Origin of the sequence: Acinetobacter sp. RF15B, assembly GCF_007558235.1 — a bacterium.
Lineage (GTDB): Bacteria > Pseudomonadota > Gammaproteobacteria > Pseudomonadales > Moraxellaceae > Acinetobacter > Acinetobacter lwoffii_C.
Genome location: NZ_VLSR01000002.1, coordinates 221,521 through 247,819 on the forward strand (window position 1 = coordinate 221,521; position 26,299 = coordinate 247,819).

Below are 26,299 nucleotides of genomic sequence, written 5' to 3' on the forward strand. Positions count from 1 at the left end.
GCATGGATGCCGCCGTTTCATTGTATGGCAAGGATGCCATATCAATGAAACAGAGGGGTTTGGTTACGTTGCCCAGTCAAAGTAACGAAGCACCTGCAGAGTGGAAGAAGAATCCATCGTGCAAATTGAGGTCATGCGTTTAGCAATTTCTTTAAATAGATAAAAATGCATTTCTATATAAAGTCTTATTTCAATATAAAACTTCATATATCGACTATCTAAATCAGAGTAAACAGATGGCAAAAAACTTTCACAGTGAAGTGGTGGTCGCCAGTTATGATGATCACATCCGTAAATTAATTCCTGCTTATGAACTGGTGCATCAGCAGATTGAGGCTATTCTCAGTACGGAATTACCAGAAAATGCACATATTCTGATTGCGGGCTGCGGAACAGGATATGAGTTGTCCTATCTGTTAGAGCAGCATCCACACTGGACTTTTACGGCGATTGATCCTTCAGTCACCATGCTGGAACAGGCAAGGAAAAATCTGGCTCCTTTTGCTGCCGAGCAGAGAGTCCGGTTTATACAGAGCACTACCCACGGACTGGAGCAGGATACTTTCGATGCAGCACTGGCGATTCTGGTCGCCCATTTTATTCCTGAGCCACAGAAAACCGAATTTTTTCAGCATATTTATGAAAGTCTTAAAACAGGCGGGATTATGTTGACTTATGACCTGATGCAGCCAGAAAATGAAACTGCACTACAGATCATGCAAAAAATGGCGCAGCAGACGGGATTAAGTCTCCGGCAAAGTGAAAACATGCTGGCCAGATTACAGCAGGATTTTGCATTGATTTCGACTGAAGACTTCAAAGGCCTTTTGACAAAAGTCGGATTCAAGCACTGCAAAACTTATTGTCAAATTATGAATTATTATGGCTTTTTTCTGAAAAAATAAAGATCATAAAGCATTATATTTGCGATAAAGTTAAAGAGATTATTCAAGGAAGTAGAGAGAAGAATGTCGGCATATTACAGTTTAATTCAACGTGAGCAGCATGCAGATGGTAGTACTACAGCTTATTACCGTTCCAATATTCATGCCCAAGGCGCATGGAATCCTCATGAACAGCATATGGCCCCAGCAACAGGTATCCTCTGTGTAGAGCTGGAACAGTTTCAGCCACGAGAGGATATGCGAATTGGTCGGGTCGGACTGGATATCTTTGGATTGATTGCTTTTGGTGAGTTTTCAATTACCACCCGCATGCTTCGTCCGGGTAAAACCATTGAGCTGGTTGAAGCAGAAATGTGTGCGAATGGAAAAACCTGTATCGTTGCGCGTGCCTGGAAAATGCTGACTTCGGATACCCGCGCCATCGCCGGTCTAGAAGATTTTCCGATTGAAAGTCCAGAGTTTTTACCCGTGTGGGAAGGCATGCGCTGCTGGCCAGGCGGTTATATCCAGAGTATTGAAACGCGAGCGCATGCCGATCATCGGGCAGGCAAAGGGATTGTCTGGCTCAAAAACTCTTTGGACATGGTAGAGGGACAGACAACGACCGCCTTTAGCCGTTTGCTCGGTATGGTCGACACGGCGAATGGTATCGTGCCACGTCAGGATCCAAGTGCGGGCTGGGGATTCCCGAATCTGGACTTGCAGATTCACATGCACCGTCTGCCACAGGGTGAATGGTTGGGGCTGGAAGTGGTGCAGCAATATGGCGAAGATGGTGTCGGTTTGACCAGCGGCATTCTGCATGATATTTACGGGCCATTCGGACGCAGTGAGCAGATTTTGACCCTTCGGAAATTTTAACATCCCTTTAAAAATCAGGACGAATTGCTTCGTCCTTTTTTTATTGGCATGCTGTGTGCAATTTATCAGGAATATATGCAGATGCGGATAAGTATCATCGGGGCAGGGCGCGTGGCTTATCACTTCGCCCGTGTATTGTCAGGCAAGCATGAAATTGTACAGATCTATAGTCGGACTGTTGAAAAAGCCCAGCAACTGGCTGATCTATACACAGCTCAGGCCATCACCAGCCCTGAACAGCTGGATAGTCATGTAGATCTGGTTATTATTGCAGTCAGTGACCAATCGATCCAAACAGTCATCCAGCAGGTACATAACTATCTGCCAGACGTATTGATAGTACATACATCAGGCAGTACGCACTTAAATGTGCTGCGCGATGTACACCCAAAATCCGGAGTGTTTTATCCTCTTCAAACCTTCAGTCTGGAGCGTGAAATTGACTGGTTGAATACCCCTTTGTTTATTGAAGCACATGATGATGAAGACGAGGGAAAACTTAATACTCTGGCAAATAGCCTAAGCGAAAAGGTCTATCTCTACAGCTCTGAGCAACGTTTAAGCCTGCATTTAGCTGCGGTATTTGCCTGTAATTTTAGTAATTACTGTTATGATATGGCCAAACAGGTGGTCGATGCCGAGCAGGTCGATTTTAGCCTGCTGTATCCCTTGATGCTGGAAACCGCCAATAAAGCCACGCAGAATGATCCAAAACAAATGCAGACCGGCCCAGCGATGCGTGGTGATCAAAATATCTTGAATATGCATCAGCAGATGTTGGCCACTATGCAGCGAGCAGATTTATACAAGGTCTATCAGCTATTGAGTCAGCAGATTTTAGAGCGTCATCAAAAATGAATGGTTTGATTTTTAATTGAATAAGCTAATTTGGTTGCATTCACTCTTTAAATTTAAGTGAAAATGCGCAGAAAAAAATAATAAAAATGAACATGCTATAGGGATGAAGCGTTGTTTGTCTTTTTAAGCCCGATGATAGGCACAGGACTTGCACTAATCTTCTGGTTGAAAGATAAATTTTTCCAATAGAAAAGCGCTGATCAGGTCAGCGCTTTTTTAAATCTTAGATTAAGAAATTTTCTTGAAGATAAAATCATTAATCTTGTGGCCGGCTTCAATGCCGCGACGCTCAAATTTGGTTTGTGGACGCCAGTCCGGGCGCGGGTAGCTGTTGCCTTTGCCCGCCAGATTTTCCAGTCGTGGACGCTCCTCCAATACTTCAAGCATCCATTCCGCATACGGTTCCCAGTCCGTTGCGGCATGGAAAGTTCCGCCAAGCTCCAGCTTTTGCTCTACCAGTGGCATACGGTCATGCGAAACAAAACGGCGTTTGAAGTGACGTTTCTTCTGCCATGGATCAGGGAAGTATAACTGAACTGTATTAATGCTATTGTCCGGCATTTCACGCAATACCTGAATTGCATCGGCATCTAGCACACGTAGGTTAGTCAGGCCTTCAATTCCAGCCTCATAGACACATTGGGCAATTCCTGGAACATGTACTTCAATCCCAATAAAGTTGCGCTCAGGATTGGCTTTGGCCATTAATACCAGGGAACGACCCATGCCGAAACCGATTTCTACCGTTAACGGACGTTCAGGATGTTCAAAATGCTGACGTAAATCACCTACCGGATATTCCAAAATTAAGTGACCATATTGTTCAAGCGCAGTACGTTGAGAGGTATTTAATGGCGCTGAACGGCGCATAAACGTCACAATTTCACGGTGTTCGCTTAAATTGTCCAGCTCTACGACGTGCTGGTCTAATTGATCGTTCGACATAATTTTGGCAAAACTAAAAATTCAGAATGCGGTATTTTAAGTCCTGAGCGGAGCAAGTCAAACTTTTCTCGGTATTTATCCATAAAAAGCCGGTTGGATTCCCAAAGTCAAATAAAAAGAACTCTTGGCTCTATTTGTCAATAAAATTAAATGAGATGTTCAAATATTTTTGACTTTAAATTTCTGAACCACGTGATTCAGTATATTCACCGAAGCCATCTCTTAAACCCATGCATGAGTCAGATCCAGTCCCGAATATTTAAGCTTGCTCGTAATTCAGGCTTCATCCTCTGATCTGTCAATACACTCTCCAGAGGCTAGAAAACTTTCCACTTTTAAGGTGTATCACAAAATCGCTTCTCAATAAGGAAAGCCCGTATCTCTTAAACAGATGCAGATAAAAATCTACACAAGATAGGCTTGCAAAAGCTTGTGATTTCCTCAATATTGAAGAAGTAAATGTCTTGGAATGACAGTTACGCTTTTTTGCAATTTACAGGTTTGCTCGCTTGAAAGTTTGTCAGAAGCGTTTTAAAACATTGAGAAGTGTAGAACAAGGATCAGAAATGAAGCTTTACTATTCGCCGGGTGCCTGCTCATTGGCAGCACATATTATTTTAAATGAAATTAATGTCGACTTTGATTTAGAACGTGTTGATTTAAAAAGCCATACAACAGAAAAAGGTACGGATTATTACGAAATTAATCCCAAAGGCTATGTACCTGCACTCGAAATTAACCCGGGTTTAATTCTGACAGAGAATGTGGCAATTTTACCGTTTCTTGCACAACATGATCCCAAGCAGGATCTGATTCCACCCTCTGGCATGGGACGTGCCAAAGTGCTGGAATGGTTAGGTTATCTCAATTCAGAATTGCATGATGCTTATGCGGTGTTCTTTGGTGGCAAGTTATCCGATGATGAAAAGAAAAAAGCCTATGCAGAAGTCGATCGTCTATTAAGTTATATCGACAAAGCGATTGCTGAATCAGACAATGACTATCTGGTTGATGATAACTTTGGCCCAGCCGATGCTTACCTGTTTGTGTTGACCAATTGGTCGAATCATATTGAGCATGATTTAAGTCCCTATAAGAATATTATTCATCTTCGAAACAAAGTTGCGGCGCGGCAGTCTGTACAGATTGCAATGCGAGATGAAGGTCTAATTCCATAAAATTTTAAAAAAAGCATAATTATTATGCTTTTTTTTGACTTTCATTTAATAATTGCTATTGGAATAAATAAGATGAAGAAAATACTAAATTTAGTATTAAGTTTTGGTTTAACGGGCATGTTGGTTGCATGTAGTAATGTTAAAAATCCAGAAAATGTAGCTCAAGAATATGTTACAGCAGCCTATAAAGGCGATTCAGAAAAAATGCTTTCTTATATTTATATACCTGAAAATGTTAAAGCCCAAGCAGGTTCTGAAGAAATGATTCAAGGCAAAATAAAAGCTGGCGCGGCAAAGGCTAAAGAGCAAGCTGAACGTAAAGGCGGAGTCAAAGAAATTAGTGTGGTAGACAAAAATATCGATGAAGCAAATGGCAAAGGACGGGTGACTATCGGAGTCAGCTTTAAAAATGAAGGCTCTAATTCTGTAACAGATCGAGTAAAACTTATCAAAAATGAAGATAAATGGAAAGTTGATTTATAATCGGTTTATTTTGTTTTTGGGCGGATTAGTTATTCTAATCTGCCTTTTTATTGGGTTCTCCTCCAAAGATACTATAAAGCCAGATAAACAGATTTATATGCCCGAGCATGCATTTCAAGTGGGTGATTGGATTGTTCGGGAGGGGGTGGGTTACGAAAGTTTTTTAATCAAAAAGCTGAGTGGGAGTGAGTATTCACATATTGGCGTGATTGCAGCGACTCAACCGAAAATTTGGGTGGTGCATGCGACCACAGATGACGATCCCTCATATTTAAATCAAGTGATTCAATCAGATATCAGTGATTTTATTGACTCAAAACGAGCAAAAAAGTGGGCGGTTTATAGAGAAAGCAGTTTAGAGCCAGATAAAAGAAAAGATATTGCTAGGGCCGTGGCAAGGCAGGTAGGAGAGCAATTTATTTTAGGATCAAGAGGTGAGACGCATCGTTATTGCACTACGATTATTGCGGAGAAACTTCCATTATCTTTACGTAATAAACTGGTCTGGAGTAAGGTTGAATTACCAGGCTTGCAGGGGGAGTTGCTTTTTCCTGATGCTTTATTAAAGCTTGAATCCGTCGAGCTGATTTATAAAAATAGATAATTTAGGATGAGTAAAAGCTAAATTATAGTCAAAGAATCATACAACTCTTTGACTATAATGAGATTTATTTAAAGAAGTAACCAGTTTCCGGCGAACTGGCATTGGCCATACGCTTACGCGGCATGCGACCTGCCAGGAAGGCTTCACGGCCTGCTTCTACTGCTTTACGCATCGCAGAGGCCATCAGAATCGGATTCTGTGCAGCTGCAATTGCAGTATTCATCAGCACGCCGTCACAGCCCAGTTCCATCGCAATGGCGGCATCACTGGCTGTACCGACACCAGCATCGACCAGTACCGGAACTTTGGCATTTTCCTTAATAATGGAAAGCGTATGCGGGTTGAGGATACCAAGGCCTGAGCCGATCAGACTGCCCAATGGCATGATCGCCACGCAGCCCATGCTTTCAAGCTCCTGAGCCACGATTGGATCATCTGAAGTATAAACCATGATTTCAAAACCATCGTCAATCAGAGTGCGAGCTGCTTTTAAGGTCTCAGTCACATTCGGATAAAGTGTTTTTTCATCACCTAAGACTTCCAGTTTGACCAGATTATGTCCGTCGAGTAGTTCCCGTGCCAGCATGCAGGTCCGTACTGCACTATTGGCATCAAAACAACCCGCTGTATTGGGCAAGATCGTATATTTTTCAGGGGGAATCACTGAAAGTAAATTTGGTTGATCCGGATGCTGGCCAATATTTACACGACGAATCGCAACGGTCACAATTTCTGCACCACTGCCCTGAATTGCCTGATCCGTTTCATTTAAATCTTTGTATTTGCCTGTACCTACTAAAAGGCGAGACTGGAATTGGCGTGAACCAATCTGTAATAAATCTTGCATAGTTATCCCAAGTATTAGCCGCCACCGACTGCATGAATAATTTCTATCTTGTCTGCTTCGCAAATTAATGTTTCACCTAATCTGCTTTTAGAAATAATCATTTCATTGACCTCAACTGCAAAGCGCTTGCCTTCAAGTGCAAGACTTTGAACCAGTTCCAGCAGGTTTTTGCATTGAGTATCTTGTTGTTCGCCATTGATATAAACCAGCATTGGCAACCCTCCATGATTGATTAAAGCTTCAGACTTATTTGATATATTTTACGGCATTCCAGGCCAGAATTAACCAGCCGGCAATCATTAAAGCACCGCCAATGGGCGTAATAACAGCTAAACCACGTGGCAGGCCTAGTGCCATAATATAAAGAGAACCACAAAAGAAGAAAATTCCAGCCTGAATCAGGACAAAGCTCCACTTGATCGGCAACTCTGGAATGACTCGGCTCATGATGGCCAGAAGCAGTAAACCCAGCGCATGATAGAAAAAATAATCTGTCGCTGTCTGCCACCAGGCCAATTGCGCTTCAGTTGCCCGTGCCTTTAAACCATGTGCACCAAATGCACCGAGCAGGACTGCAAGTGCAAGATTGAGTGCTGAAATCGCAATCCACATTTGAATTGATCTTCCCCATAAAGTTTGCGCTTAACTTTAGCATAAAAGTCAAATTGCCGGCATAAAAAAGCCTTCTGGGGGGAAGGCTTTTTTTGACAATATCAAATCATGCAAATTCAAAATATCAGTTAGATGACATTGCAACTTTAATTTTTTCCATGGCATTTTTTTCCAGCTGGCGAATACGTTCGGCAGAAACATTGTATTCGGCTGCCAGTTCATGCAGAGTCGATTTTTCATCATCGAGCCAGCGGCGCTGCAAGATATTACGTGAACGGTCATCCAGTTGTTCCATGGCGTCGTGCAGGGCAGAGGTACTTTGTTCCTCATAGTCCTCATTTTCAATCAAACGCGCCGGATCGTAGCGGTTATCTTCAAGATACAAAGCCGGTGCAACATGGGTTGAACCTTCGTCATCGTCATCGCCTGAGGCATCAAAAGCAGCATCATATGCCGTCAGACGGCCTTCCATTTCCAGTACTTGTTCTGGTGTGACATTCAAGTCATTCGCAATTGATTTTGCTTCTTCAAGCGTCAGTTTTTTTGATGACTTTTTCAGGCTGCGTAAATTAAAGAAGAGTTTACGTTGTGCCTTGGTGGTGGCAATTTTGACAATACGCCAGTTACGAATCACATATTCATGAATTTCAGCTTTAATCCAGTGCACTGCAAATGACACCAGACGCACACCCATGTTCGGGTCAAAGCGTTTTACTGCTTTCATCAGACCCAAGTTACCTTCCTGAATCAGGTCACCCTGAGGCAGGCCGTAGCCTGCATAACTACGTGCAATATGCACCACAAAACGCAAGTGTGACATGACCAGCATTTTTGCTGCATCGAGATCTTGGTCATAGTAATAGCGTTCAGCCAACTCTTTTTCTTGTTCGGCTGTTAAAATAGGAATTTGATTGACAGTACTAATATAAGCACCGAGATTGACACCTGGCGCCGATAATGACAGGGGCATCAATTGATTGCGGCTGTCACTCATGTGTTCTCCTTGAAGTGCGGGGGATTTAACCCTTAACTAGGTTTAATCTTAATCCAAACTCTCCGCAAATAATGGATATTTGGGTAGAGAAATGTAAAGTTTTATACGTTTGTGAAGCTATCCAGTCTAATTGAATTTTTTTAAGATTCAATCAGGTAGTGAAACTCTGTGGCCGAAATCTGTCTAAATTCATATGTTAAATGATGGATTTGACAATAGCGTGTCACATCAGTCTGGCTATGCGGATCAGAAGACTTTAGTAAAAATGTCAGACCAGGTTGGGCTTTTAACGCACGCTTCAACATAAGTAGCGGCATTGGACAGGGTTTGCCCATCGCATCTATGATACTGATTTGGTCGCTATTTTGCCCCATGACTGCTTTATCCGTACCACCTTTAAAAAAGACCATAAATAATAGCAAATAGGATGCCAAAACCCAAATTTTTGAGCAAAAAGATACATCAACTCACACTTATCTGCTATTTGACATATTTTGTGAAAAAAATAACTAAATCAAAAAGAACAAAGCTAAAAAATATCTATTAATTGTCATAAACCCGTGCTAAGCTCGTTGGGTAATTAGGATTTCAGTTAAACAACTTAGTTGTTTTTCACCCTATAACACCATGGATGTAACCGGGATTTTGTTAATAGTTTTACAGAATGATTACAAGCTTAAAAATAATATTTTCAAACTTGTTTGCTCTGCTGTTTGCAACACCGGGTGGTCCTTTTTTTAGTATCAATGAGGATTAACTAATGACAGCTGCTCGTGAACAAGGCGTAGTAAAATGGTTCAACGACACTAAAGGCTTCGGCTTTATTCAACGCAATGGCGGTGATGACGTATTTGTTCATTTCCGTGCTATCCAAGGTGACGGTCATCGTTCACTTCGTGACGGCCAGCGTGTTGAATTCAGTGTTGTAAAAGGCCAAAAAGGCTTCCAAGCTGAAGAAGTTCAACCTTTAGACTAATCTTCGGATTAATCTGAAAAGCGCTCCAATATAAATTGGGGCGTTTTTTGTTTATACTATTCCCATCTTTGTGATCATTGAATTAGAGCAGCGCTTTATGTCATCTGGTTTTGAAACCTTAAATTTACATCCCCAACTGAAAAAAGCAATTGATGCCTTAGGCTTTAACTCCATGACGCCGATTCAGCAGAAGGTTTTAAAATTCACACTGGCGGGTCATGATGCGATTGGTCGTGCACAAACAGGTACCGGAAAAACAGCAGCCTTTTTAATTAGTGTGATCAATGACCTGCTGAATAATCCGATTAAGGAGCAGCGTTATCGTGGGGAGCCGCGTGCCCTGATTTTGGCGCCTACCCGCGAGCTGGCTTTGCAGATTGAAAGTGATGCTCAGGACCTGACGAAGTTCAGTGGTTTGAGTGTTGTGACTTTGCTGGGTGGTGTTGATTTTGACAAGCAGAAGGCACAACTGGATAAAGCACCCGTGGATATTATGGTCGCGACTCCAGGTCGTCTGATCGACTTTGTTGACCAGAAAGAAGTCTGGTTGGATCAAATCGAGTTTCTGGTCATTGACGAAGCGGACCGTTTACTCGACATGGGCTTTATTCCATCAGTTAAGCGGATTGTGCGTTTCTCTCCGCGTAAAGAGCAGCGCCAAACTTTGATGTTCTCTGCAACCTTTAGTTATGATGTTCTAAATCTGGCGCAGCAATGGCTCTTTGAACCTGTTACTGTAGAGATTGAACCGGAAAAGAAAACCAATGCTGATGTTGAGCAGCGTGTTTATATGGTCGCTAAAGCGGATAAATATAAATTGCTGCAAGAGGTGTTGCGGGTTGAGCCGATCGAGAAGGTCATGATTTTCGCCAACCGTCGTGATCAGGTGCGTAGACTGTATGATCATTTAAAACGTGATGGTTATAAAGTGGTGATGCTTTCTGGTGAAATTGCACAGGACAGACGTCTGAAGATGTTGGATCAATTTAAAAATGGCAACCATAACATCATGATTGCAACGGATGTCGCAGGACGTGGTATTCATGTTGATGGTGTGTCGCATGTAGTGAATTTCACCTTACCTGAACAGTCAGATGATTATGTACACCGTATTGGTCGTACTGGACGTGCGGGAAGTCGAGGTGTGAGTATCAGTTTTCTTTCTGAGGATGATGCGTTCTATCTGCCTGAAATTGAAAAAGCAATTGGGCAAAAGCTGCCATTAACCCGTCTGGAAGGTTACTGTTAATCAGATTCGTATTGGATGAATATAAAAAACCGCTCTTTAAGAGCGGTTTTTTATGCTTATTTATTAAAAAAATTATTTAGCCTGACAGCGGAAAGTTAAGGTGGTTTGATAGTCATCCTTCTGGTTTAGCCCGGTATTGGTTCCGGCAATATTCCCTAAAACCGTTGCAGCGGCTTGAATAATTTGGCCTGTCTGCTCATCCACTACACCTTTTAATGCACCATTATAGGCAGTCTGCTCATCTACAACGATGGTGGTGCTACGCGACCCACAGGCTTTATTGGCTGCCGCAATTGCATTGTTTTTCGCAATTAACTGGGTTTTTCCTAAACCGGTTACCTCAAAGAGATTGTTTTCTTTTTGCACCGCCAGTGAAGAGGTTGGGTTGGAAGCACATGCTGTTAAAATGAGCGTAGAAAGAGCTAGCCCGCCGAATGCCATTGTTTTTTTCATGATGCTGTCCTGATAAATCCGCTAAATAAAAGTTATTTCACCACAGAAAGAACTACAAATTTTGTGGTTGATGTATAAGTTTAGCAATTTTTAGTATAGCCCTGTGCACTTAAGCATGCTTATACTTTTGCTTTGTTAAACAAAACGATGCCTTGTTTCCGTTTATGTGGCCAAAACAATCTCAAATTTGGTTATGAAGCTTGCTATTAATAAGTCCGGTCTTGCTATTCGCTTCGTTTTATACCTGATCTGCTCAGTTTTAGCTTATGGCGCAATCCATTTCTGAAATTTCAATAGTTGCCGATTCTCTTCAAAACAGGAAATAATGGCTGTCAGCATCTGGTGTATGCTGGGAATACTGGTGAAGTTTCTAGAGTATTCAGCTATGAATATGCTAACCTTAAAAGTAGTTTTTAAGTGACAGATTTAGAAAGCAATGACGGAATCAGTGGTCGACATCGTTCATCAAAATATTCACCAGCGACAGTCTATTGGAAGTCTAGTAGCGCCTGCACCCAATGCAGAACAGTTAGAGTATGCTTTTCAGGCTGCCTTAACTGCACCGGACCATCACCGGTTAAAGCCTACCAGCTTTGTGGTGGTGCCTGATGAGCAGCGTGAAGCTTTTGGGCTTTTATTGTCTCAGGCGTTGATTGATCTGGGTGAAACTGAAACGGCACAGATTGAGCGAGTTAAAAACCATCCTTTTCGTGCGCCATTGCTGGTGCTGGTATTGACACGTTTGCAGGATCATCCCAAAGTTCCGCATTTTGAACAAATCCTGAGTTCTGGGGCCGCGATTCAAAATTTCCTGTTGTCTTTGCAAGCACAGGGTTTTTCGACCATGTGGCGCAGTGGAGTAGTGGTGGAATCGACTTTGTTTAAGCAGGCTTTAGGAATCTCCAAAGATGACCTGATTTCTGGCATTATTTATATTGGTACGGCGGCCAAAACCATTGCATCACGCGCAGACATTCAGACCAGTAATTATGTCAGTTACTGGCATCCAAATAATTAAAATGTACTGCAGAACAGGATATTAAAAACAAGATGTCAGAGTTGAATTTTTCCGATTTGGTTGAACCGGTGGCAGTAAATCAGAATACTGCTTTAAGAGTTACGGTGCTGGGTGGTGGTAGTTTTGGAACTGCTATGGCCAATACCGCAGTGCGTAATGGTTGCAATACCATGATCTGGATTCGTGATCCGGAAGTCGCAGCTGATATTAATGCGACGCATATTAATAAGCGCTATCTGGCGGATTTTCAGTTAGAGTCCAATTTGCATGCTGTATCTGATTTGGAGCTGGCTGTGCGTGATCGCGATATTATTCTGGTTGCGATTCCAAGTCATTCTTTCCGTGATGTCTTGCAGCAGATTAAGCCTTTTATTAGTTCTCAGGCGGTCATTTCCCTGACCAAGGGGATTGAGGCGAAAACATTTAGCTTTATGAGTGATATTATTCGTGAAGTTTTACCAGAAGTGCCTTGTGGTGTACTTTCCGGTCCTAATCTGGCCAAGGAGATTATGGCGGGGCAACCGGCAGGTACAGTGATCGCCAGTGAATCTGAGCTGGTGCGTTATGCAGTGCAGCAGGCCTTGCATAGTGCCTTGTTCCGTGTTTTTGCCAGTGATGATGTGCATGGCGTGGAGCTGGGCGGAGCCTTGAAAAATATTTATGCGGTTGCCATGGGAATGGCCGCTGCCTATAACGTGGGTGAGAATACCAAAAGTATGATTCTGACCCGTGCATTGGCTGAAATGAGCCGCTTTGCCGTAAAGCTCGGTGCCAATCCGCTCACCTTCTTGGGGCTTTCTGGTGTGGGTGATCTGTTTGCGACTTGTAACAGCCCGCTGAGCCGTAACTATCAGGTGGGTTATGCCTTAGGTAAGGGTAAAACTCTGGAACAGGCCACCACCGAACTGGGCCAAACTGCAGAAGGGATTAATACCATTGTGCAGGTTAAGATGCGTTCGGAAGAGCTGGAAGTTTATATGCCGATTACCACTGCATTATATGAGGTGATTTTCCAGGGGGCGCCACCCTTGTCGATTGCGCTGTCGCTGATGAAAAACGGTCATCGCAGTGATGTTGAATTTGTTTTGCCCCATCATCAGGTCTAATTTAGTACCCTAATTGTATAATGTCTGTCATATCTGATCGTTATCATACAAATACAAGAAATGAAGGAATGAAAGATGCAACTGACTTTAGTACGACATGGCGAGGCTGCTCCTCCGGTCAATGGTCATGACAGCAAACGTCCGTTAACGGAGCGTGGGCACCAGCAGGCAGAACAGACGGCGCAGTTTTTAAAAGATAGGATCAAGCCTGAAGTCTTTGTGGTCAGTCCTTTGGTGCGTGCACAGGAAACTTTGGCACATTTACAGCATTATTTTAAAGATGTGCCTGTGGTGATCTGTAATGCCATCAAGCCAGATGATGATGCAAAAGTAGCAGTGGAATGGTTATCGCAACTGCCTTATGAGTCGATTGCAGTGGTCTGTCATATGAATGTCGTGGCACACATTGCTTCAATTCTGGTGGGTGAGTCTTTTCAGCCTTATGCGCTGGCTGAAGCGCGTATTTATGATCAGGCGGTGATTGCAGTGGGTTTATCAACCCAGATAAAAAGCTTTAGCCCAACAGTATAAAACCAGTTAAAAAAAACGGTAGAACACAATCGATGTTGTATTTATGGATGCCAGAAGCCAATGGAGTTTGGCAATGGTCAGTGGGGGAGTTCTGGAACCAGGCAGCGACACTAGAGCAGCTGATTCAGGACATACAAGCTTATCAGGCCAAAGAGGCGGTGGTTTTTTTTCCAAGCCGTCATGTGCAAATCTTGCAGCAGACTTTGTCACGCAGCCAATATAAGAAAATGGGCAATGAAGGCATTAAATATTTGTTGGAAGAATATGTGGTGCTGCCGGTCGATGCCATGAAGGTCTTGCATCATTTTCAGCAGCCTGACCAGATCAGGCTTATGGGAATTGCAAACTCTACGGTAGAAACCTTGCAGCATGCCCTAAACTTGATTCCGGTAAAAGTTACCGCATTATTGCCAGATTTTCTGATTGTGCCTGTGCCTGCGCATGCCAATCAGCGGGTGATTACACAAATTGGCGGACAATTGCTGGTTCGAGAAGATGAGTATATAGGCCAGTCACTGGATGACCTAAGCTTATATCTGGATTTTCAACCCAAAGATTTACAATACCAGGTCAGTGGTCTGGATGTTGAGCAGTTAAATAGCTTGGAAGCGGTGACGACGCGGGAGCAAATTGAATCTTTTCAGTACACATTACCAGTCATTAAAAAACCCAAGCAGCACCCGTTTAATATTCTGCCTAAGGCAAAATCGGAGGGTGTAATTTCAGGCTACTGGAAGGCTTGTGCTGCGGTTTTCGTGGGGATTCTGCTGGTTCAGTTTAGTTATGATGCAGTGCGTTGGTATCAATATAAAAAAGTTGCCAATCAGACGGCCATACAGGCCATAGACCAGTTTAAATACTGGTTTGGGCAGAATTATCCGGTGACCGAGCAAAATATTGAAAGCCAGTTTGAGGCGCAGTTGCGTCAGAGCCAGACTGCCAATATGCATGCTTTACAGTTAATGAGCCGCGTGGGGCCAGTGTTGATGCAGAATCAGATGGTGGCGCAGCGCGTTCATTATGATGCGTCGGGACTGAGTCTGGAGTTACAAGCTGCAACCTCGGAAAGCTTGAATGGGCTTTCCCAGCAGTTGAATCAACAGGGATTCAAGGTGGAGTTAGGCAATATACAGGCAACAGCTACAGGTGCGGTAGGACTGGTGAAAATACAATAATGAAAATGATGCAACAATTACAAAACCGGCTTGACCAGCAGTTTGAACGATTCAGTGATTATTTGGACAGCTTGTCCGTGCGTGAGCGGGTGCTGGTCATTTTCACCATTATATTTGTGCTGGTTGCAGCAATTGGCTCTGCACTCTGGTATATGCATCAAGCTGCGGATACCCAGCAAAAGCGTTTAAATCAGCTTAAAGATACAATTGTGTGGATGCAGAGTAATGCCGTGACCATGAAACCCGCTGGAGACTTACAGCTGGATGCTGCGGAGAAAGTCCAGCGTGTTGCTCAGCAGCAAGGTTTGTCTGTTGCTTCCCAGCACATAGATGGAAAAATTCAGTTGGTCGTTCTGCATGAAAATTATGCAGTGCTGGCAAACTTCCTGACCCAGTTGACCCAAATGGGGCTAAGTATCGAAAAAATGGAGCTAAATAAGGAAGCAGAGCAGATTAAATTAGCAGCGACTGTGCAATAGCAGCTAAAAATAAAGATTTACAAAGCATGGTTTTTTGGGCTGCCTATGCCTATAATATGGCGACTTAAAAAGTAGCAGACTTTTCTAGATATGTTGTACTCTCTAGCCCGCCCTTTGTTGTTTTCTTTAGCACCAGAGCGTGCACATGAGCTAACACTATCATTATTACAATCAACCCATAAAATGGGCTTGGTGCATCAACGTGTAGCTGCAAAACCTGTCAGCTGTATGGGAATTGAATTTCCGAATCCGGTCGGTCTTGCTGCCGGTCTGGATAAAAATGGTGCCTATATTGATGCTCTGGCTAGCCAGGGTTTTGGTTTTATTGAAATTGGGACGATTACCCCACGACCGCAAGCTGGTAATCCACACCCGCGTTTATTCCGTCTGCCACAAGCCAAGGCAATTATTAACCGGATGGGTTTTAATAACGATGGGGTAGACAAGTTAGTTGAAAATGTTAAAGCGGCAAAATTTAAAGGTGTTTTGGGTATTAATATCGGTAAAAATGCCGATACACCGGTAGAAAAAGCTGTAGATGACTATCTCATTTGTTTAGAAAAAGTCTATAATTATGCTTCCTACATTACTGTAAATATCTCTTCTCCAAATACCAAGAACCTGCGTAGCTTGCAAAGTGGCGATGCGTTGACTGAATTGTTAGAAACGCTGAAAAATCGTCAACTGGAATTGGCGCAGGAACATCAGCACTATGTGCCGTTAGTATTGAAAGTAGCTCCAGATCTGGAATCAGAAGATATTGCCTTTATTGCCAAGCAGTTATTGCAATATAAAATTGATGGTCTGATCGTGACCAATACCACATTGTCGCGTGAAGGCGTTGAAGGTCTGGCGTATGCGGAAGAAGCAGGTGGTTTATCGGGTGCACCGGTCTTTGAGAAAAGTACGGCATGCCTCGCTGCGTTTGCAGGGATTTTGAAAGGACAAATTCCATTAATTGGTGTGGGTGGTATTCTTTCAGGTGCAGATGCTGTTGCCAAAAAGCAGGCAGGAGCCAGCTTGGTACAGGTTTATAGTGGTCTTATCTATACTGGACCAAAACTTGTCAAAGACTGTGTAGACGCACTTTAAAACTTATGAATGCCATTGACATCTTTATACTGATTATCCTGCTTATTGGAGGGTTAAACGGTTTGCGTCAAGGATTTATCAAAGCCTTTGCGAACTTGGTGGGATGGATTTTCGCCTTAATTATTGCGGCGAAATATTCAACACTACTTGCGCCTTCCATGGTGGCTCTCAGTACTGATCCAGTGGTACAGAAGATTGCGGCCTTTGCTTTTATTGTACTGATTATTGTCGTTTTGACCTGGATCGTCACCTTTCTTCTGAACCGTATTTTAAAAACACTTAAACTTGGCCCGCTCAATCGTCTTGCAGGCGGTGTTTTTGGAAGCCTGAAAGGGTTGCTGATTGTCCTGATCACGCTTCAGGGAATTGGTCCATGGGTAGAAAGTTCCCCGCACTGGAAACAGTCCAAGCTCATTCAGGCTTTAATTCCGTATGCACCTTGGGCAACCGAGCTGTCGAAAGACGCTGCAAACGGTGCCTTAAAGCACATCAAATCTGAAGGTACACCGAGACTTTCAGATTCTTCATCTGAATCTTCTAAAGACGGAATTTCAGATGCATCTACGAATAATCCTTTTATTAATCCCTAGCTTGTCTGCGAGGTTGCTATGTGTGGAGTAGTTGGTATAGCTGGTAAAACGCCCGTTAACCAAATGTTGTTTGATGCATTAACGATGTTACAACATCGTGGACAAGATGCTGCTGGGATCGTGACATGCGATGAAGGACGCCTGTTCCTGCGCAAAGATAATGGTATGGTGCGTGACGTATTTCATACCCGTCATATGCGTGCCTTAAGAGGAAACTACGGCATTGGTCATGTGCGTTATCCCACTGCGGGTTCTTCAAGCAGTGCTGAAGCGCAGCCATTTTATGTGAACTCGCCATACGGGATTACCTTGGCACATAACGGTAACCTGACCAATTCGGCTGAAATTCATGAAGATCTGTTTAAAACAGATTTGCGTCATATGAATACCGATTCAGACTCGGAGGTTTTGCTTAACGTTTTTGCACATGAGCTGCAAAAACGCGGCAAACTGATGCCAACTTCAGAAGATGTATTTCATGCGGTAACGCGTGTTCATGAGCGTTGTAAAGGTGCTTATGGGGTAGTTGCCATGATTACTGGCCAAGGTCTGGTAGGGTTCCGTGATCCGAACGGTATCCGTCCATTGATCTATGGTTCACGTCAGACTGAAGAAGGCATGGAATATATCATTGCTTCTGAGTCGGTTGCGATTACAGCACTGGGCTTTAAGGTTGAACGTGATATTGAGCCGGGGGAAGCAATATTTATTGACCTCCAGGGTAATTTCTTTACCCAGCAATGTGCGAGTAAGCCGGTATATCGTCCATGTATCTTTGAATATGTGTACTTTGCCCGCCCGGATGCAATCATTGATGGTATTTCAGTGTATAAAGCCCGTCTGAAAATGGGTGAGAAACTGGCTCATAAAATTCTGCGTGAATGGAGTGAGGAGCATGATATTGATGTGGTCATCCCGATTCCGGATACATCACGGACTTCAGCGCTAGAGCTGGCGAATACGCTGGGCGTGAAATTCCGTGAAGGCTTTATGAAAAACCGCTATATCGGCCGTACTTTCATTATGCCAGGTCAGCAACAGCGTAAAAAATCGGTCCGCCAGAAACTTAACCCGGTTGAGCTGGAATTTCAGGGTAAAAATGTTTTATTGGTTGATGATTCGATTGTACGCGGTACCACCTGTAATGAAATTATTCAGATGGCGCGTGATGCAGGGGCAAAAAAAGTTTTCTTTGCTTCAGCTGCACCCATGGTGAAATATCCAAACGTCTATGGTATTGATATGCCGGCAAAATCAGAACTGATTGCTTCTGAACGTAGTGTAGAAGAAATCCGCGAGATTATTGGTGCAGACCGCCTGGTGTTTCAGGATCTGGAAGACCTGAAAGAAGCAGTACGTACGACCAAGGTACCGAAATTACGTGAGTTTGATTGTTCGGTATTTGATGGTATCTATGTCACAGGTGGTATTGATAGAGAATATCTCGATAACTTACAGAAAAAACGTAAGGAAAGTGCCAAAAAAGGTGAAAACTATATCGATGTTAATATTGATGCAGCTTCAGTCGACCTGACGGGTGTACGTGAATCCTAAGCGATTAAAGCGATAAAAATCATAATGAAAAAGCGGGAACTTCCCGCTTTTTTGTTTTATGATGAGCGCATTGCAGATCATGTGACTTAGGGTGGTACATTGAGAAGCGTAAGTTATACGTTTATAAAGAATAAAAATATGTGGCTGCCAGCGAGCTTTTGCCTGATTGCAGTATTATTAACAATATTTATTATAAATATAATTGCCGGCTTATTTGCCTTCTATATTGATCCCACCCAGTCTTTAGTTTGGCATAGCTTCAGTCCTTATCTGATTGCGTTTGTCCTGTTTTTAATGGCAGTTTCGGTATCACATGAATTTTATGTACTCCGTGCCGGTGGCTATTCGCTTGCCAAGCAAATGGGCGCACGCCGGCTGAGCCAGATAGAAAGTATTCCTGAAGAAAGCGCGGCATTACGGATTACCGAACAGCTTGCGGAAACTTTTTTGATTGAGGCTCCAGCGGTTTATGTACTACCCGATGAAGTCGGAGTCAATGCCCTGACAGCAGGTTTCGGCCCGGCAGATACCGCAATTATTCTGACTTGGGGCGCTCTACAGACGCTAGATGAAATGGAATTGTATGGTCTGCTAAGCCATGAATTTAATAAAATTCTGTCTGGTGAGGCGGCTGAAAATACCCGGTTAAAAATCCTGTATAGCAGTCTGGTGACTTTTAGCCAGTGGGGCAGTAAGTTGGCCAAGTCCGGATTTTACCGTCATGGTATTCCGCGTGAAAACCGGTTTGAAACGCTATATGTGGCGCTGGGTGCAGTCATCTGGCTGGTTGGCAGTTTAGGGGTACTCATTTCTCGTTTTATCAAATATATATCGCTAAGCGGGCGAACTTTCAAGAATGACCAAAAAACCAGACGCCTGATTCAAAACGATGCCAACATTCAGACCTTATTAAGGATTTATGTGCATCATTCCGGTTCGCAAATCTATAGTGAATATGCTGAATCAATTTCACATATGTGTTTTGCCAACTCCCTGAGCCAGCAGAACTGGTTGAATATTCATCCAGATATTAATCAGCGTATTTATGAGTTAAATCCTGGGTTGATTCAGGAGCTGCAACTCGAAAATCTGAAAAAGTTGAAAAATCAGCCCTTATTTAGCCTGTTCCGCTCTTTAGAGGATGTGGTGCCTCAAAGCACAACCACCTGGAGCTCGCCACAGCCGTTACCTTTGCTGCGCCTGTCACCCATTAGCTTTGCAATTAAAGATGCGATCAAGCCGCTGAATCCGGAATTTCGCACCAATATGCCACGTCCGGATCTGATTGAACGGGCTTTGCAGACTTCGACGGGTTCTCGTGAAGTCATGGTTGCTATTTTAATGATCCGGCAATATCGTGAATTTATACCGACTGAAGCCGAGGTCAGCCGTGCGATTGTGGACTCATTGTTGAATCTGGATGGTCGTGTTCATACTCCCATCTTTCTACAGGCTTGCAAAAATATTGGTGGCATGCCGATGACTGTTGCCCGGCAGTTTCTGATGAAGCTGGCACGGATTATTCAGGAAGATGGAGAAATTGGCTTGCTGGATGCTTTGCTGCTGGAGCGAGTCAAGCATGAATTGAATTTATTGCCTGTACATACGCCCACTTCACTGGAAGAAGTTAAGTCCCAGATTGTGCGTTTGATTGATGCTTTACTACATGTCCAGCAGATTAACAGCGAGAACCAGCTCGAAGTCCGGGAGCGGATTTTAAACCGTATTTTGACCTTAAAAGAGCAGGAGATGTATGCTGAAATTTCTGATGAACCAATTGATCTGGCTGAAATTTTGAATGATATTGCCGGGTTATTGTTGCGTGACCGTTTAAGCATATTGGGGATTGCGGAAGCCTGTTTGTGGAGCGACCGGATTGTGACTCAGGATGAGCTGGATGTGATGGAATTGCTATACTGGCGTCTAGGGTTTGAAACGGATGAGATTATTGAGCAAATGCTGAAAAAAAATAGCCTGATGATTGTCTAGGTTTCTCTTTGGGTCGCTGAGACGAAGTGGACCCATCTTCATGCTAAGATAGGCATTCAAATTTCAGGTCTGATGTTATAGACATAACAGTGTAGAAAATAGGCAAGATAGAATCCTAAAACTGGAAAAAGTTCGGCAGAGTAAGGCGAATCCGGCTAAAATGTTTGGCCTGAAATGGGTGATGATGAAAAAATGATAGGGCATCAGCGTGGCATACTGGCAGCATTGGGAATTGATATATGGATTCCTAGAGATGAGGCATGTCAGCAGCATCAGGTTTCCATCTGGCGGGATCAGGCAACTCCTGAGCTTCATAGCGAGATTATTTTACCGCAAACTGCGCGTCATGAGCCGCTGCCACAAGAAATTGTACCTGTACCAGTTCGCATCGTTGAGCTTGATGAAGTTAAGGAAGTTGTCGAAGCTCCAGTAACCGCCGCTCCAGTTCAGGAAGAGCGGCAAATACAGCATATTCCGCCATTCAGTTTACAGGCCCTTAATTTGCCGCATTGTGTCATTGTGATGAATGCCACAGAGATGACAGAAGAGACCCAGCATTTGTGGAGTAATATCCAGCGCGCCATGCAAGGTGAATTTTATGAGTTAAACTGGCCATTTCCATGGGTGAATATGCAGGACGGCCGTGGGGTAGAGTCTTATATTCAGGGCTTTCTGGATATGATGAGTATGGAGAAAAATATAATTTTTCTGGGCTCTGTTCCCTATGTCCATCCCGTAAAAATGATTCAGCTGGCTTCCTTGCGGGAGATGCTGGAACAGCCCATTCTGAAAAAACGTTTATGGCAATTTATGCAAAATAAACCGGATAGTGTGGATTAATATCCGTTAAGACCAAAAGGAATTGGAATAAGAAGTATGAAACAGAAAGTTGTAGTATTCAGTCAGATTGATCCAGACATTCAGGAAAAACTCGAACAGCGTTATCAGGTGGTCTGTTTACAGCCAAAGTTGGGTGATGTCAATGAACAGCTCTTGACGCATGTACAGGATGCAGAGGGCATGATCGGTGCAGGACGGTGGTTGAATCGTCATAATCTGGCCACTGCAAACCGATTAAAAATTATTTCCAGTGTCAGTGTGGGTTATGACAACTATGAGCTGGATTATTTAAATGAAAAGCAGATTTATCTTGCTCATACGCCACATGTATTGACTGAAACTACGGCTGACCTGGCTTTTTGCTTATTGATGTCCGCTGCCCGAAAAGTTCCTTATCTGGACCAATGGACCAAACAGGAACAATGGCAGCGTACTGTAGGCGAAGCACAATTTGGTGTAGATGTTTTTGGAAAAACGCTTGGGATTATTGGCCTTGGTCATATTGGTGCTGCAATCGCACGCCGTGGTTTTTATGGTTTTAATATGAATATTCTTTACCATAACCGCCACGAAAAACCGGAGTTGGCCCAAAGCCTTCGTGCAGAATATTGTACTTTAAGTCAGCTTTTACAGCGTTCGGATTTTGTGGTGATTGCGGTAGATTTAAATGCAGAATCAAAATCCCTGATAGCCGCAGCAGAACTGGCCCAAATGCAGCCTCATGCTGTGCTGGTAAATATTGCCCGTGGTTCAGTAATTGATGAGCAGGCCTTGATTGATGCCCTAAAAGCCAGGCAGATATTTGCAGCAGGGCTAGATGTTTATCAGAAAGAACCTTTAAAAGAGTCAGAGCTGTTTAAGCTGGAGAATGTAGTCACTTTGCCTCATGTGGGTTCGGCGACAGCAGCGACACGGAAGAAAATGGCAGAACTGGCCTATCAGAATCTGGTGGATGCACTGGAGGGGAAAGTGCCACGCTATGTGGTTAATCCGCAGTTTTAGATTTATACGAAGTTAATATTAAATAACATTTTCTTGCATCTATGCTCAAGCTTCAATGCTATATTCTTGGGAGTTGGAAACATTAGGCTCAGAGAATTTTCATTGAAACGTTTGCTACTGGCTTGTAGTTTAAGTATATGTATGTCTGCAGGACATACCGACAGCACTTATTTTGATCGACCCACAGCATCATTTACTGTGCCCGATATTGGGGCTGGTATAGGCTTGCTGGATCAGCAAAAAGAAAAAATGATCGGTGAAAAAGTCTATCGCGAAGTACATAGGCAGATGCCAGTGATGCAGGATCCCTGGCTTGAAGATCAGCTCCTCTCAGTGTTTTCCCATATTCTCAGTCAAACCCAGTTATCCCAGCCGATTGGCCTGCTAGTTATTAATGATGCACAAATTAATGCCTTTGCCGTGCCCGGTGGCTTGTTTGCTTTAAATGCAGGTTTGATTAATTCTGCACGTAATATGGATGAAGTGGCTGGGGTGATGGCGCATGAAATTGCTCACGTTTCCCAGCGCCATTATAGCCGTTCCCAGGAGGCCTTTAAGGGGCAAGGTTTATTGGCTTTGGCAGGAATTCTGGTGGGAGCCTTGGTGGCTTCGCAGGCAGATGGTGATGCAGGTGCTGCGGTCATGATGGGCTCTCAGGCAGCTTTACTTGATCAGCAGCTCACTTATAGCCGTAATCAGGAACGTGAAGCGGATCGCATTGGTATGCAGTACATGTACGCATCGGGTTATAATCCGCATAGCATGGCAGATTTTTTCGAGGTCATGCATCGATCTACCAGCCGTTTAAGTTTTTTACCGGATTTCTGGCTTACTCACCCTTTGACGACCGAAAGGATGAGCGAAGCGCGACTGCGTGCTGGTCAGCTTCCGGCAGTCAAACCGAAGCTGAATGATCAGGATTTTGAAATTATCAAATGGTATAGCCGGGTAGTGTCCCGTCAGGCCAGTGAAAAGCAGTTAAGTTTGCTGGCAGGGCGCAATAGTTTTGCTGGTCAATTGGCCTTGGCGACGTATCATCTGCAACAGGGCGACTTTCAGGCTGCACAGGCTGTGCTTGATCAGGTGAGTCAGAAGCACCAGAAGCATCCTTTATGGATATTAAGTCAGACGGATGTTTATCTGGGCCAAAATCATGTTAATGAGGCTTTAAAAAGTGTGAGTTCAGCAGCACGCATTATGCCGGAAAACCGGGCATTGAATTATAAGCATGCTGAGGCGCTGATTCGTGCCAAACAGCCTGATCATGCTAGAACTATTGTACAGCGCTTTTTAAATGCGAATCCGCGAGATGTCAGTGGTTGGCGTCTTATGCAAATGGCTGCAAATGCTCAGTCCGCCTCCGAGATTAAAGCCGCGACTGTTCTGCGCTATCGGGCTGAAGTGGAATACTGGTCAGGTCATGAGGAAACAGCGATTAAATCTTTATTACATGCACAGCGGGTCAGTAAAAGTAATCAGTCTTTATCGGCTACCATTAATCAGCGTTTAAAGCAGATGCAGCGGGAACGACAAGATAAAATCTGAAAATAGTTTTATGCGGATTTTGTGGGTAGAAGATGTATCCCAATCCGGGTAAATCACGCTACAATCGGGCCAAAGAGAATTGTTTATTTAAATCATTGTATGAAAAAAATATTATTAGCGGTATTGCTATTGGGGTGTGGTGTGAATGGTTTTGCTGCAAGTGCAGTCGAATATGTAGAAGCGGTTGAGCAGATTAATACTGATTATCAAAAAGAATCACGTCAGTTTTTAAAAGCGTTAAATCCACAGCAGCAGGGTTTTACGGCGTCGCAGCAGCAGCAGTTTTGCGCTATTGTGCAGCGTTATGTTGACCGTTTATATCAAGCAGCAGATCAGAACCGGGCCTATCTGGATCGTCAGTTTCAAAATGTAGGCAAACAGGAGGTGATATTGCAGGTCAAATCTTCTAAAGAGATGCAGTTGCTAAAACGTCATCATGTGAATTGTAATTTGCAATAAAACAAAAAAATGAGAATATGGCGAGAACTGTCTAAAAAGTGAGGCAGTTCAGCACGGATTTAGAGCTGAATTGAATAGGGGATTAAGCAAGCTTGGCTTTGATTTTGGCTGAAACCTGTGCAGGATCGGCGCGCCCGGCTATGAGCGGACGCAGAGAATTCATCACCTTACCCATATCTTTCATGCTAGTAGCTTGTTGCGCTGCAATCGTTTGCGCAATCACGGAATCAAGTTCTTCCTCAGTCATAGCTTCTGGTAGAAATTGAGAGAGAACCTCAACTTCGGCTTGTTCCTTACTAGCTAAATCTTCTCGACCAGCACCTGTAAAGGCTTTGATCGATTCTTTACGTTGTTTAATTTGTTTTTCAATGACCGCAAGAACTTGAGCGTCGTCAAGTTCTTTACGCTCATCGACTTCGATTTGCTTAATTGCGGCTTGGAGACTACGAATGACCGTTAACTTGTCCATTTCTTTAGCACGCATGGTGGCTTTCAAAATGTCAGTAATCTGGTTTTTTAAAATAGTCATTATTTATTCCAAGCGGTCAATCACAAATTAATCTTAGTAAAGGCGAGTTGTACGTACTGATTCACGCGCCAATTTCTTTTGGTAGCGTTTAACAGCAGCAGCTTTTTTGCGCTTACGTTCTTGAGTTGGTTTCTCGTAGAATTCGCGCTTACGTACGTCAGCTAAAACACCCGCTTTTTCACATGAACGTTTGAAACGACGGATAGCTACGTCTACTGGTTCGCCTTCTTTCAATTTAACTTGTGGCATGAAGAATCCTCATTAAGTTATGGATAAGATCAGGGCCGAATTGCCCTTGATCACAAGTGAAGGTCAGTATTTTACTCATTTACATCTCATACCACAAGTCTATAATAGTTGCTGCAATAGATTTGATACAGGTTATAGGCAGTTTAATGATCGTTTTGGGCTTGGAAACGTCGTGTGATGAAACAGGACTGGCACTGTATGATAGCGAGCTGGGGTTGCGCGGACAGGTGTTGTACAGTCAGATTAAACTGCATGCAGAGTATGGCGGGGTGGTGCCAGAACTGGCTTCACGTGACCATGTGCGCAAGCTCATTCCCTTAATGAATGAACTGCTCGAACAAAGCGGCGTGAAAAAATCTGAAATTGATGCAGTGGCTTATACTCGTGGTCCGGGTCTGATGGGCGCACTGATGACCGGTGCACTTTTTGGTCGTACCTTGGCATTTGCCCTCAACAAGCCGGCAATTGGTGTGCATCATATGGAAGGTCATATGCTGGCCCCTTTACTTTCAAAAACGCCGCCAGAATTTCCATTTGTTGCGCTGCTGGTTTCGGGTGGTCATTCACAGTTGATGGCTGCTTATGGCATTGGCCAGTATGAACTGCTGGGCGAGTCGATTGATGATGCGGCTGGTGAAGCTTTCGATAAAGTCGCCAAAATGATGGGCCTGCCATATCCGGGGGGGCCGAATATTTCAAAACTGGCCGAGCAGGGCGATCCAAACGCTTTTGCTTTCCCGCGTCCGATGCTGCATCAGGGGCTGGAGTTTTCATTTAGCGGTTTAAAAACTGCGGTGTCTGTACAAATGAAAAAGCTGGGGGATGAAAACCGGGATGCCGATATTGCTGCCAGCTTCCAGGAAGCCATTGTGGATACTTTGGTAAAAAAATCTGTCAAGGCATTGAAACAGACTGGCTTAAAACGTCTGGTGATTGCCGGTGGGGTAAGTGCCAACAAGCGTTTGCGTGAACGACTGGAAGCGGACTTAACCAAGATCAGAGCCTCTGTATACTATGCCGAACCTGCACTGTGTACCGATAATGGTGCAATGATTGCGTTTGCAGGTTACCAGCGTTTAAAAGCCGGGCAGCAAGATGGTCTGGCGGTTACTACCACACCACGCTGGCCGATGACGGAATTGAGTAATCCAAACGAAGCGTGACAATCGTTTAAAA

General features: G+C 43.7%; 31 protein-coding genes. 22 read left to right on the forward strand and 9 right to left on the reverse strand.

What is annotated here, in order from left to right; all coding sequences use genetic code 11:
* Window positions 1-236 precede the first annotated feature (236 nt).
* The 3 genes from E2K74_RS02350 (at window position 237) to E2K74_RS02360 (ending at window position 2,624) form a co-directional block, all read left to right on the forward strand.
* Window positions 237-905, forward strand: a complete 669-nt coding sequence (locus E2K74_RS02350) for a class I SAM-dependent methyltransferase (protein ID WP_151206122.1) — start codon at window positions 237-239, stop codon at window positions 903-905.
* A 63-nt stretch (window positions 906-968) separates the two neighbouring features.
* The gene (locus tag E2K74_RS02355; protein ID WP_151206123.1) at window positions 969-1,766 is read left to right on the forward strand and encodes a thioesterase family protein; all 798 of its coding nucleotides are present in this window, start codon (window positions 969-971) and stop codon (window positions 1,764-1,766) included.
* A gap of 75 nt (window positions 1,767-1,841) precedes the next feature.
* Window positions 1,842-2,624, forward strand: a complete 783-nt coding sequence (locus E2K74_RS02360; protein ID WP_264766489.1) for a Rossmann-like and DUF2520 domain-containing protein — start codon at window positions 1,842-1,844, stop codon at window positions 2,622-2,624.
* A gap of 228 nt (window positions 2,625-2,852) precedes the next feature.
* Here E2K74_RS02360 and trmB read toward each other — a convergent pair whose 3' ends face one another.
* A complete protein-coding gene (gene trmB / locus E2K74_RS02365; protein ID WP_151204178.1) occupies window positions 2,853-3,569 on the reverse strand; it encodes a tRNA (guanosine(46)-N7)-methyltransferase TrmB in 717 nt (238 codons plus the stop codon).
* Window positions 3,570-4,135: 566 nt separating this feature from the next.
* On the opposite strand from trmB, the gene E2K74_RS02370 reads away from it, so the two are divergent.
* The 3 genes from E2K74_RS02370 to E2K74_RS02380 all read left to right on the forward strand — a co-directional run bounded on the left by E2K74_RS02370 (window position 4,136) and on the right by E2K74_RS02380 (window position 5,834).
* Window positions 4,136-4,747, forward strand: a complete 612-nt coding sequence (locus E2K74_RS02370) for a glutathione binding-like protein (protein ID WP_151206124.1) — start codon at window positions 4,136-4,138, stop codon at window positions 4,745-4,747.
* Window positions 4,748-4,819: 72 nt separating this feature from the next.
* Window positions 4,820-5,230, forward strand: a complete 411-nt coding sequence (locus tag E2K74_RS02375) for a DUF4878 domain-containing protein (protein ID WP_151204180.1) — start codon at window positions 4,820-4,822, stop codon at window positions 5,228-5,230.
* Window positions 5,231-5,327: 97 nt separating this feature from the next.
* Window positions 5,328-5,834 carry a YiiX/YebB-like N1pC/P60 family cysteine hydrolase gene (locus E2K74_RS02380; protein ID WP_161982765.1) on the forward strand — a complete coding sequence of 169 codons (507 nt, stop codon included), beginning with the start codon at window positions 5,328-5,330 and terminating at the stop codon, window positions 5,832-5,834.
* 64 nt (window positions 5,835-5,898) lie between these two features.
* Here E2K74_RS02380 and E2K74_RS02385 read toward each other — a convergent pair whose 3' ends face one another.
* The 5 genes from E2K74_RS02385 to E2K74_RS02405 form a co-directional block, all read right to left on the reverse strand.
* A complete protein-coding gene (locus E2K74_RS02385) occupies window positions 5,899-6,681 on the reverse strand; it encodes a thiazole synthase (protein ID WP_151206127.1) in 783 nt (260 codons plus the stop codon).
* A gap of 14 nt (window positions 6,682-6,695) precedes the next feature.
* Window positions 6,696-6,893, reverse strand: coding sequence for a sulfur carrier protein ThiS (thiS, locus tag E2K74_RS02390; RefSeq protein WP_151204183.1), 198 nt, complete (start codon window positions 6,891-6,893; stop codon window positions 6,696-6,698).
* 34 nt (window positions 6,894-6,927) lie between these two features.
* Entirely contained in the window at window positions 6,928-7,293 is a 366-nt protein-coding gene (locus tag E2K74_RS02395; protein ID WP_151206128.1) for a DUF423 domain-containing protein, read from the reverse strand.
* Window positions 7,294-7,417: 124 nt separating this feature from the next.
* On the reverse strand, window positions 7,418-8,287 hold the full coding sequence (rpoH, locus tag E2K74_RS02400; RefSeq protein WP_151204185.1) for an RNA polymerase sigma factor RpoH: 870 nt from the start codon (window positions 8,285-8,287) through the stop codon (window positions 7,418-7,420).
* Between the two features lie 140 nt (window positions 8,288-8,427).
* On the reverse strand, window positions 8,428-8,661 hold the full coding sequence (locus E2K74_RS02405; RefSeq protein WP_151204207.1) for a sulfurtransferase TusA family protein: 234 nt from the start codon (window positions 8,659-8,661) through the stop codon (window positions 8,428-8,430).
* Window positions 8,662-9,047: 386 nt separating this feature from the next.
* Between E2K74_RS02405 and E2K74_RS02410 the strand changes: the two genes are divergently transcribed.
* Window positions 9,048-9,263, forward strand: a complete 216-nt coding sequence (locus tag E2K74_RS02410) for a cold-shock protein (protein ID WP_004280099.1) — start codon at window positions 9,048-9,050, stop codon at window positions 9,261-9,263.
* A gap of 97 nt (window positions 9,264-9,360) precedes the next feature.
* Window positions 9,361-10,512, forward strand: a complete 1,152-nt coding sequence (gene rhlB / locus E2K74_RS02415; protein WP_151206129.1) for an ATP-dependent RNA helicase RhlB — start codon at window positions 9,361-9,363, stop codon at window positions 10,510-10,512.
* 72 nt (window positions 10,513-10,584) lie between these two features.
* On the opposite strand, the gene E2K74_RS02420 is transcribed toward rhlB, so the two are convergent.
* The gene (locus E2K74_RS02420) at window positions 10,585-10,965 is read right to left on the reverse strand and encodes a hypothetical protein (RefSeq protein WP_151206130.1); all 381 of its coding nucleotides are present in this window, start codon (window positions 10,963-10,965) and stop codon (window positions 10,585-10,587) included.
* Window positions 10,966-11,401: 436 nt separating this feature from the next.
* Here E2K74_RS02420 and E2K74_RS02425 point away from each other — a divergent pair, with 436 nt between their 5' ends.
* From E2K74_RS02425 to E2K74_RS02485, 13 genes are all read left to right on the forward strand, one after another.
* Window positions 11,402-11,983 carry a nitroreductase family protein gene (locus E2K74_RS02425; RefSeq protein WP_151206131.1) on the forward strand — a complete coding sequence of 194 codons (582 nt, stop codon included), beginning with the start codon at window positions 11,402-11,404 and terminating at the stop codon, window positions 11,981-11,983.
* A gap of 32 nt (window positions 11,984-12,015) precedes the next feature.
* Window positions 12,016-13,089 (forward strand): NAD(P)H-dependent glycerol-3-phosphate dehydrogenase, encoded by a 1,074-nt coding sequence (locus tag E2K74_RS02430; RefSeq protein WP_151204189.1) that lies wholly within the window; start codon window positions 12,016-12,018, stop codon window positions 13,087-13,089.
* 75 nt (window positions 13,090-13,164) lie between these two features.
* On the forward strand, window positions 13,165-13,620 hold the full coding sequence (gene sixA, locus E2K74_RS02435; RefSeq protein ID WP_151206132.1) for a phosphohistidine phosphatase SixA: 456 nt from the start codon (window positions 13,165-13,167) through the stop codon (window positions 13,618-13,620).
* A gap of 32 nt (window positions 13,621-13,652) precedes the next feature.
* Window positions 13,653-14,795, forward strand: coding sequence for a type II secretion system protein GspL (gene gspL, locus E2K74_RS02440; RefSeq protein ID WP_151206133.1), 1,143 nt, complete (start codon window positions 13,653-13,655; stop codon window positions 14,793-14,795).
* Entirely contained in the window at window positions 14,795-15,274 is a 480-nt protein-coding gene (gene gspM, locus E2K74_RS02445; RefSeq protein ID WP_151206134.1) for a type II secretion system protein GspM, read from the forward strand. The genes gspL and gspM overlap by 1 nt, the downstream gene beginning before the upstream one ends.
* A 90-nt stretch (window positions 15,275-15,364) precedes the next feature.
* Window positions 15,365-16,366 (forward strand): quinone-dependent dihydroorotate dehydrogenase, encoded by a 1,002-nt coding sequence (locus E2K74_RS02450; RefSeq protein WP_151204193.1) that lies wholly within the window; start codon window positions 15,365-15,367, stop codon window positions 16,364-16,366.
* A gap of 5 nt (window positions 16,367-16,371) precedes the next feature.
* The gene (locus tag E2K74_RS02455; RefSeq protein WP_151206135.1) at window positions 16,372-16,956 is read left to right on the forward strand and encodes a CvpA family protein; all 585 of its coding nucleotides are present in this window, start codon (window positions 16,372-16,374) and stop codon (window positions 16,954-16,956) included.
* Window positions 16,957-16,974: 18 nt separating this feature from the next.
* The gene (gene purF, locus E2K74_RS02460) at window positions 16,975-18,510 is read left to right on the forward strand and encodes an amidophosphoribosyltransferase (protein WP_151206136.1); all 1,536 of its coding nucleotides are present in this window, start codon (window positions 16,975-16,977) and stop codon (window positions 18,508-18,510) included.
* Window positions 18,511-18,609: 99 nt separating this feature from the next.
* Window positions 18,610-20,499, forward strand: coding sequence for a M48 family metalloprotease (locus E2K74_RS02465; protein ID WP_171480638.1), 1,890 nt, complete (start codon window positions 18,610-18,612; stop codon window positions 20,497-20,499).
* A gap of 192 nt (window positions 20,500-20,691) precedes the next feature.
* The gene (locus tag E2K74_RS02470; protein ID WP_151206138.1) at window positions 20,692-21,339 is read left to right on the forward strand and encodes a hypothetical protein; all 648 of its coding nucleotides are present in this window, start codon (window positions 20,692-20,694) and stop codon (window positions 21,337-21,339) included.
* 36 nt (window positions 21,340-21,375) lie between these two features.
* Window positions 21,376-22,341 carry a 2-hydroxyacid dehydrogenase gene (locus tag E2K74_RS02475; protein WP_151206139.1) on the forward strand — a complete coding sequence of 322 codons (966 nt, stop codon included), beginning with the start codon at window positions 21,376-21,378 and terminating at the stop codon, window positions 22,339-22,341.
* A 102-nt stretch (window positions 22,342-22,443) separates the two neighbouring features.
* Window positions 22,444-23,886 (forward strand): M48 family metalloprotease, encoded by a 1,443-nt coding sequence (locus E2K74_RS02480; RefSeq protein ID WP_201798528.1) that lies wholly within the window; start codon window positions 22,444-22,446, stop codon window positions 23,884-23,886.
* Window positions 23,887-23,985: 99 nt separating this feature from the next.
* The gene (locus tag E2K74_RS02485) at window positions 23,986-24,345 is read left to right on the forward strand and encodes a hypothetical protein (protein WP_151204200.1); all 360 of its coding nucleotides are present in this window, start codon (window positions 23,986-23,988) and stop codon (window positions 24,343-24,345) included.
* Between the two features lie 82 nt (window positions 24,346-24,427).
* On the opposite strand, the gene E2K74_RS02490 is transcribed toward E2K74_RS02485, so the two are convergent.
* Entirely contained in the window at window positions 24,428-24,874 is a 447-nt protein-coding gene (locus tag E2K74_RS02490; protein WP_151204201.1) for a GatB/YqeY domain-containing protein, read from the reverse strand.
* Window positions 24,875-24,907: 33 nt separating this feature from the next.
* Window positions 24,908-25,123, reverse strand: a complete 216-nt coding sequence (rpsU, locus tag E2K74_RS02495) for a 30S ribosomal protein S21 (protein ID WP_001136722.1) — start codon at window positions 25,121-25,123, stop codon at window positions 24,908-24,910.
* A 146-nt stretch (window positions 25,124-25,269) separates the two neighbouring features.
* Here rpsU and tsaD point away from each other — a divergent pair, with 146 nt between their 5' ends.
* Window positions 25,270-26,286, forward strand: coding sequence for a tRNA (adenosine(37)-N6)-threonylcarbamoyltransferase complex transferase subunit TsaD (gene tsaD / locus E2K74_RS02500; RefSeq protein ID WP_151206141.1), 1,017 nt, complete (start codon window positions 25,270-25,272; stop codon window positions 26,284-26,286).
* Window positions 26,287-26,299: the final 13 nt, after the last annotated feature.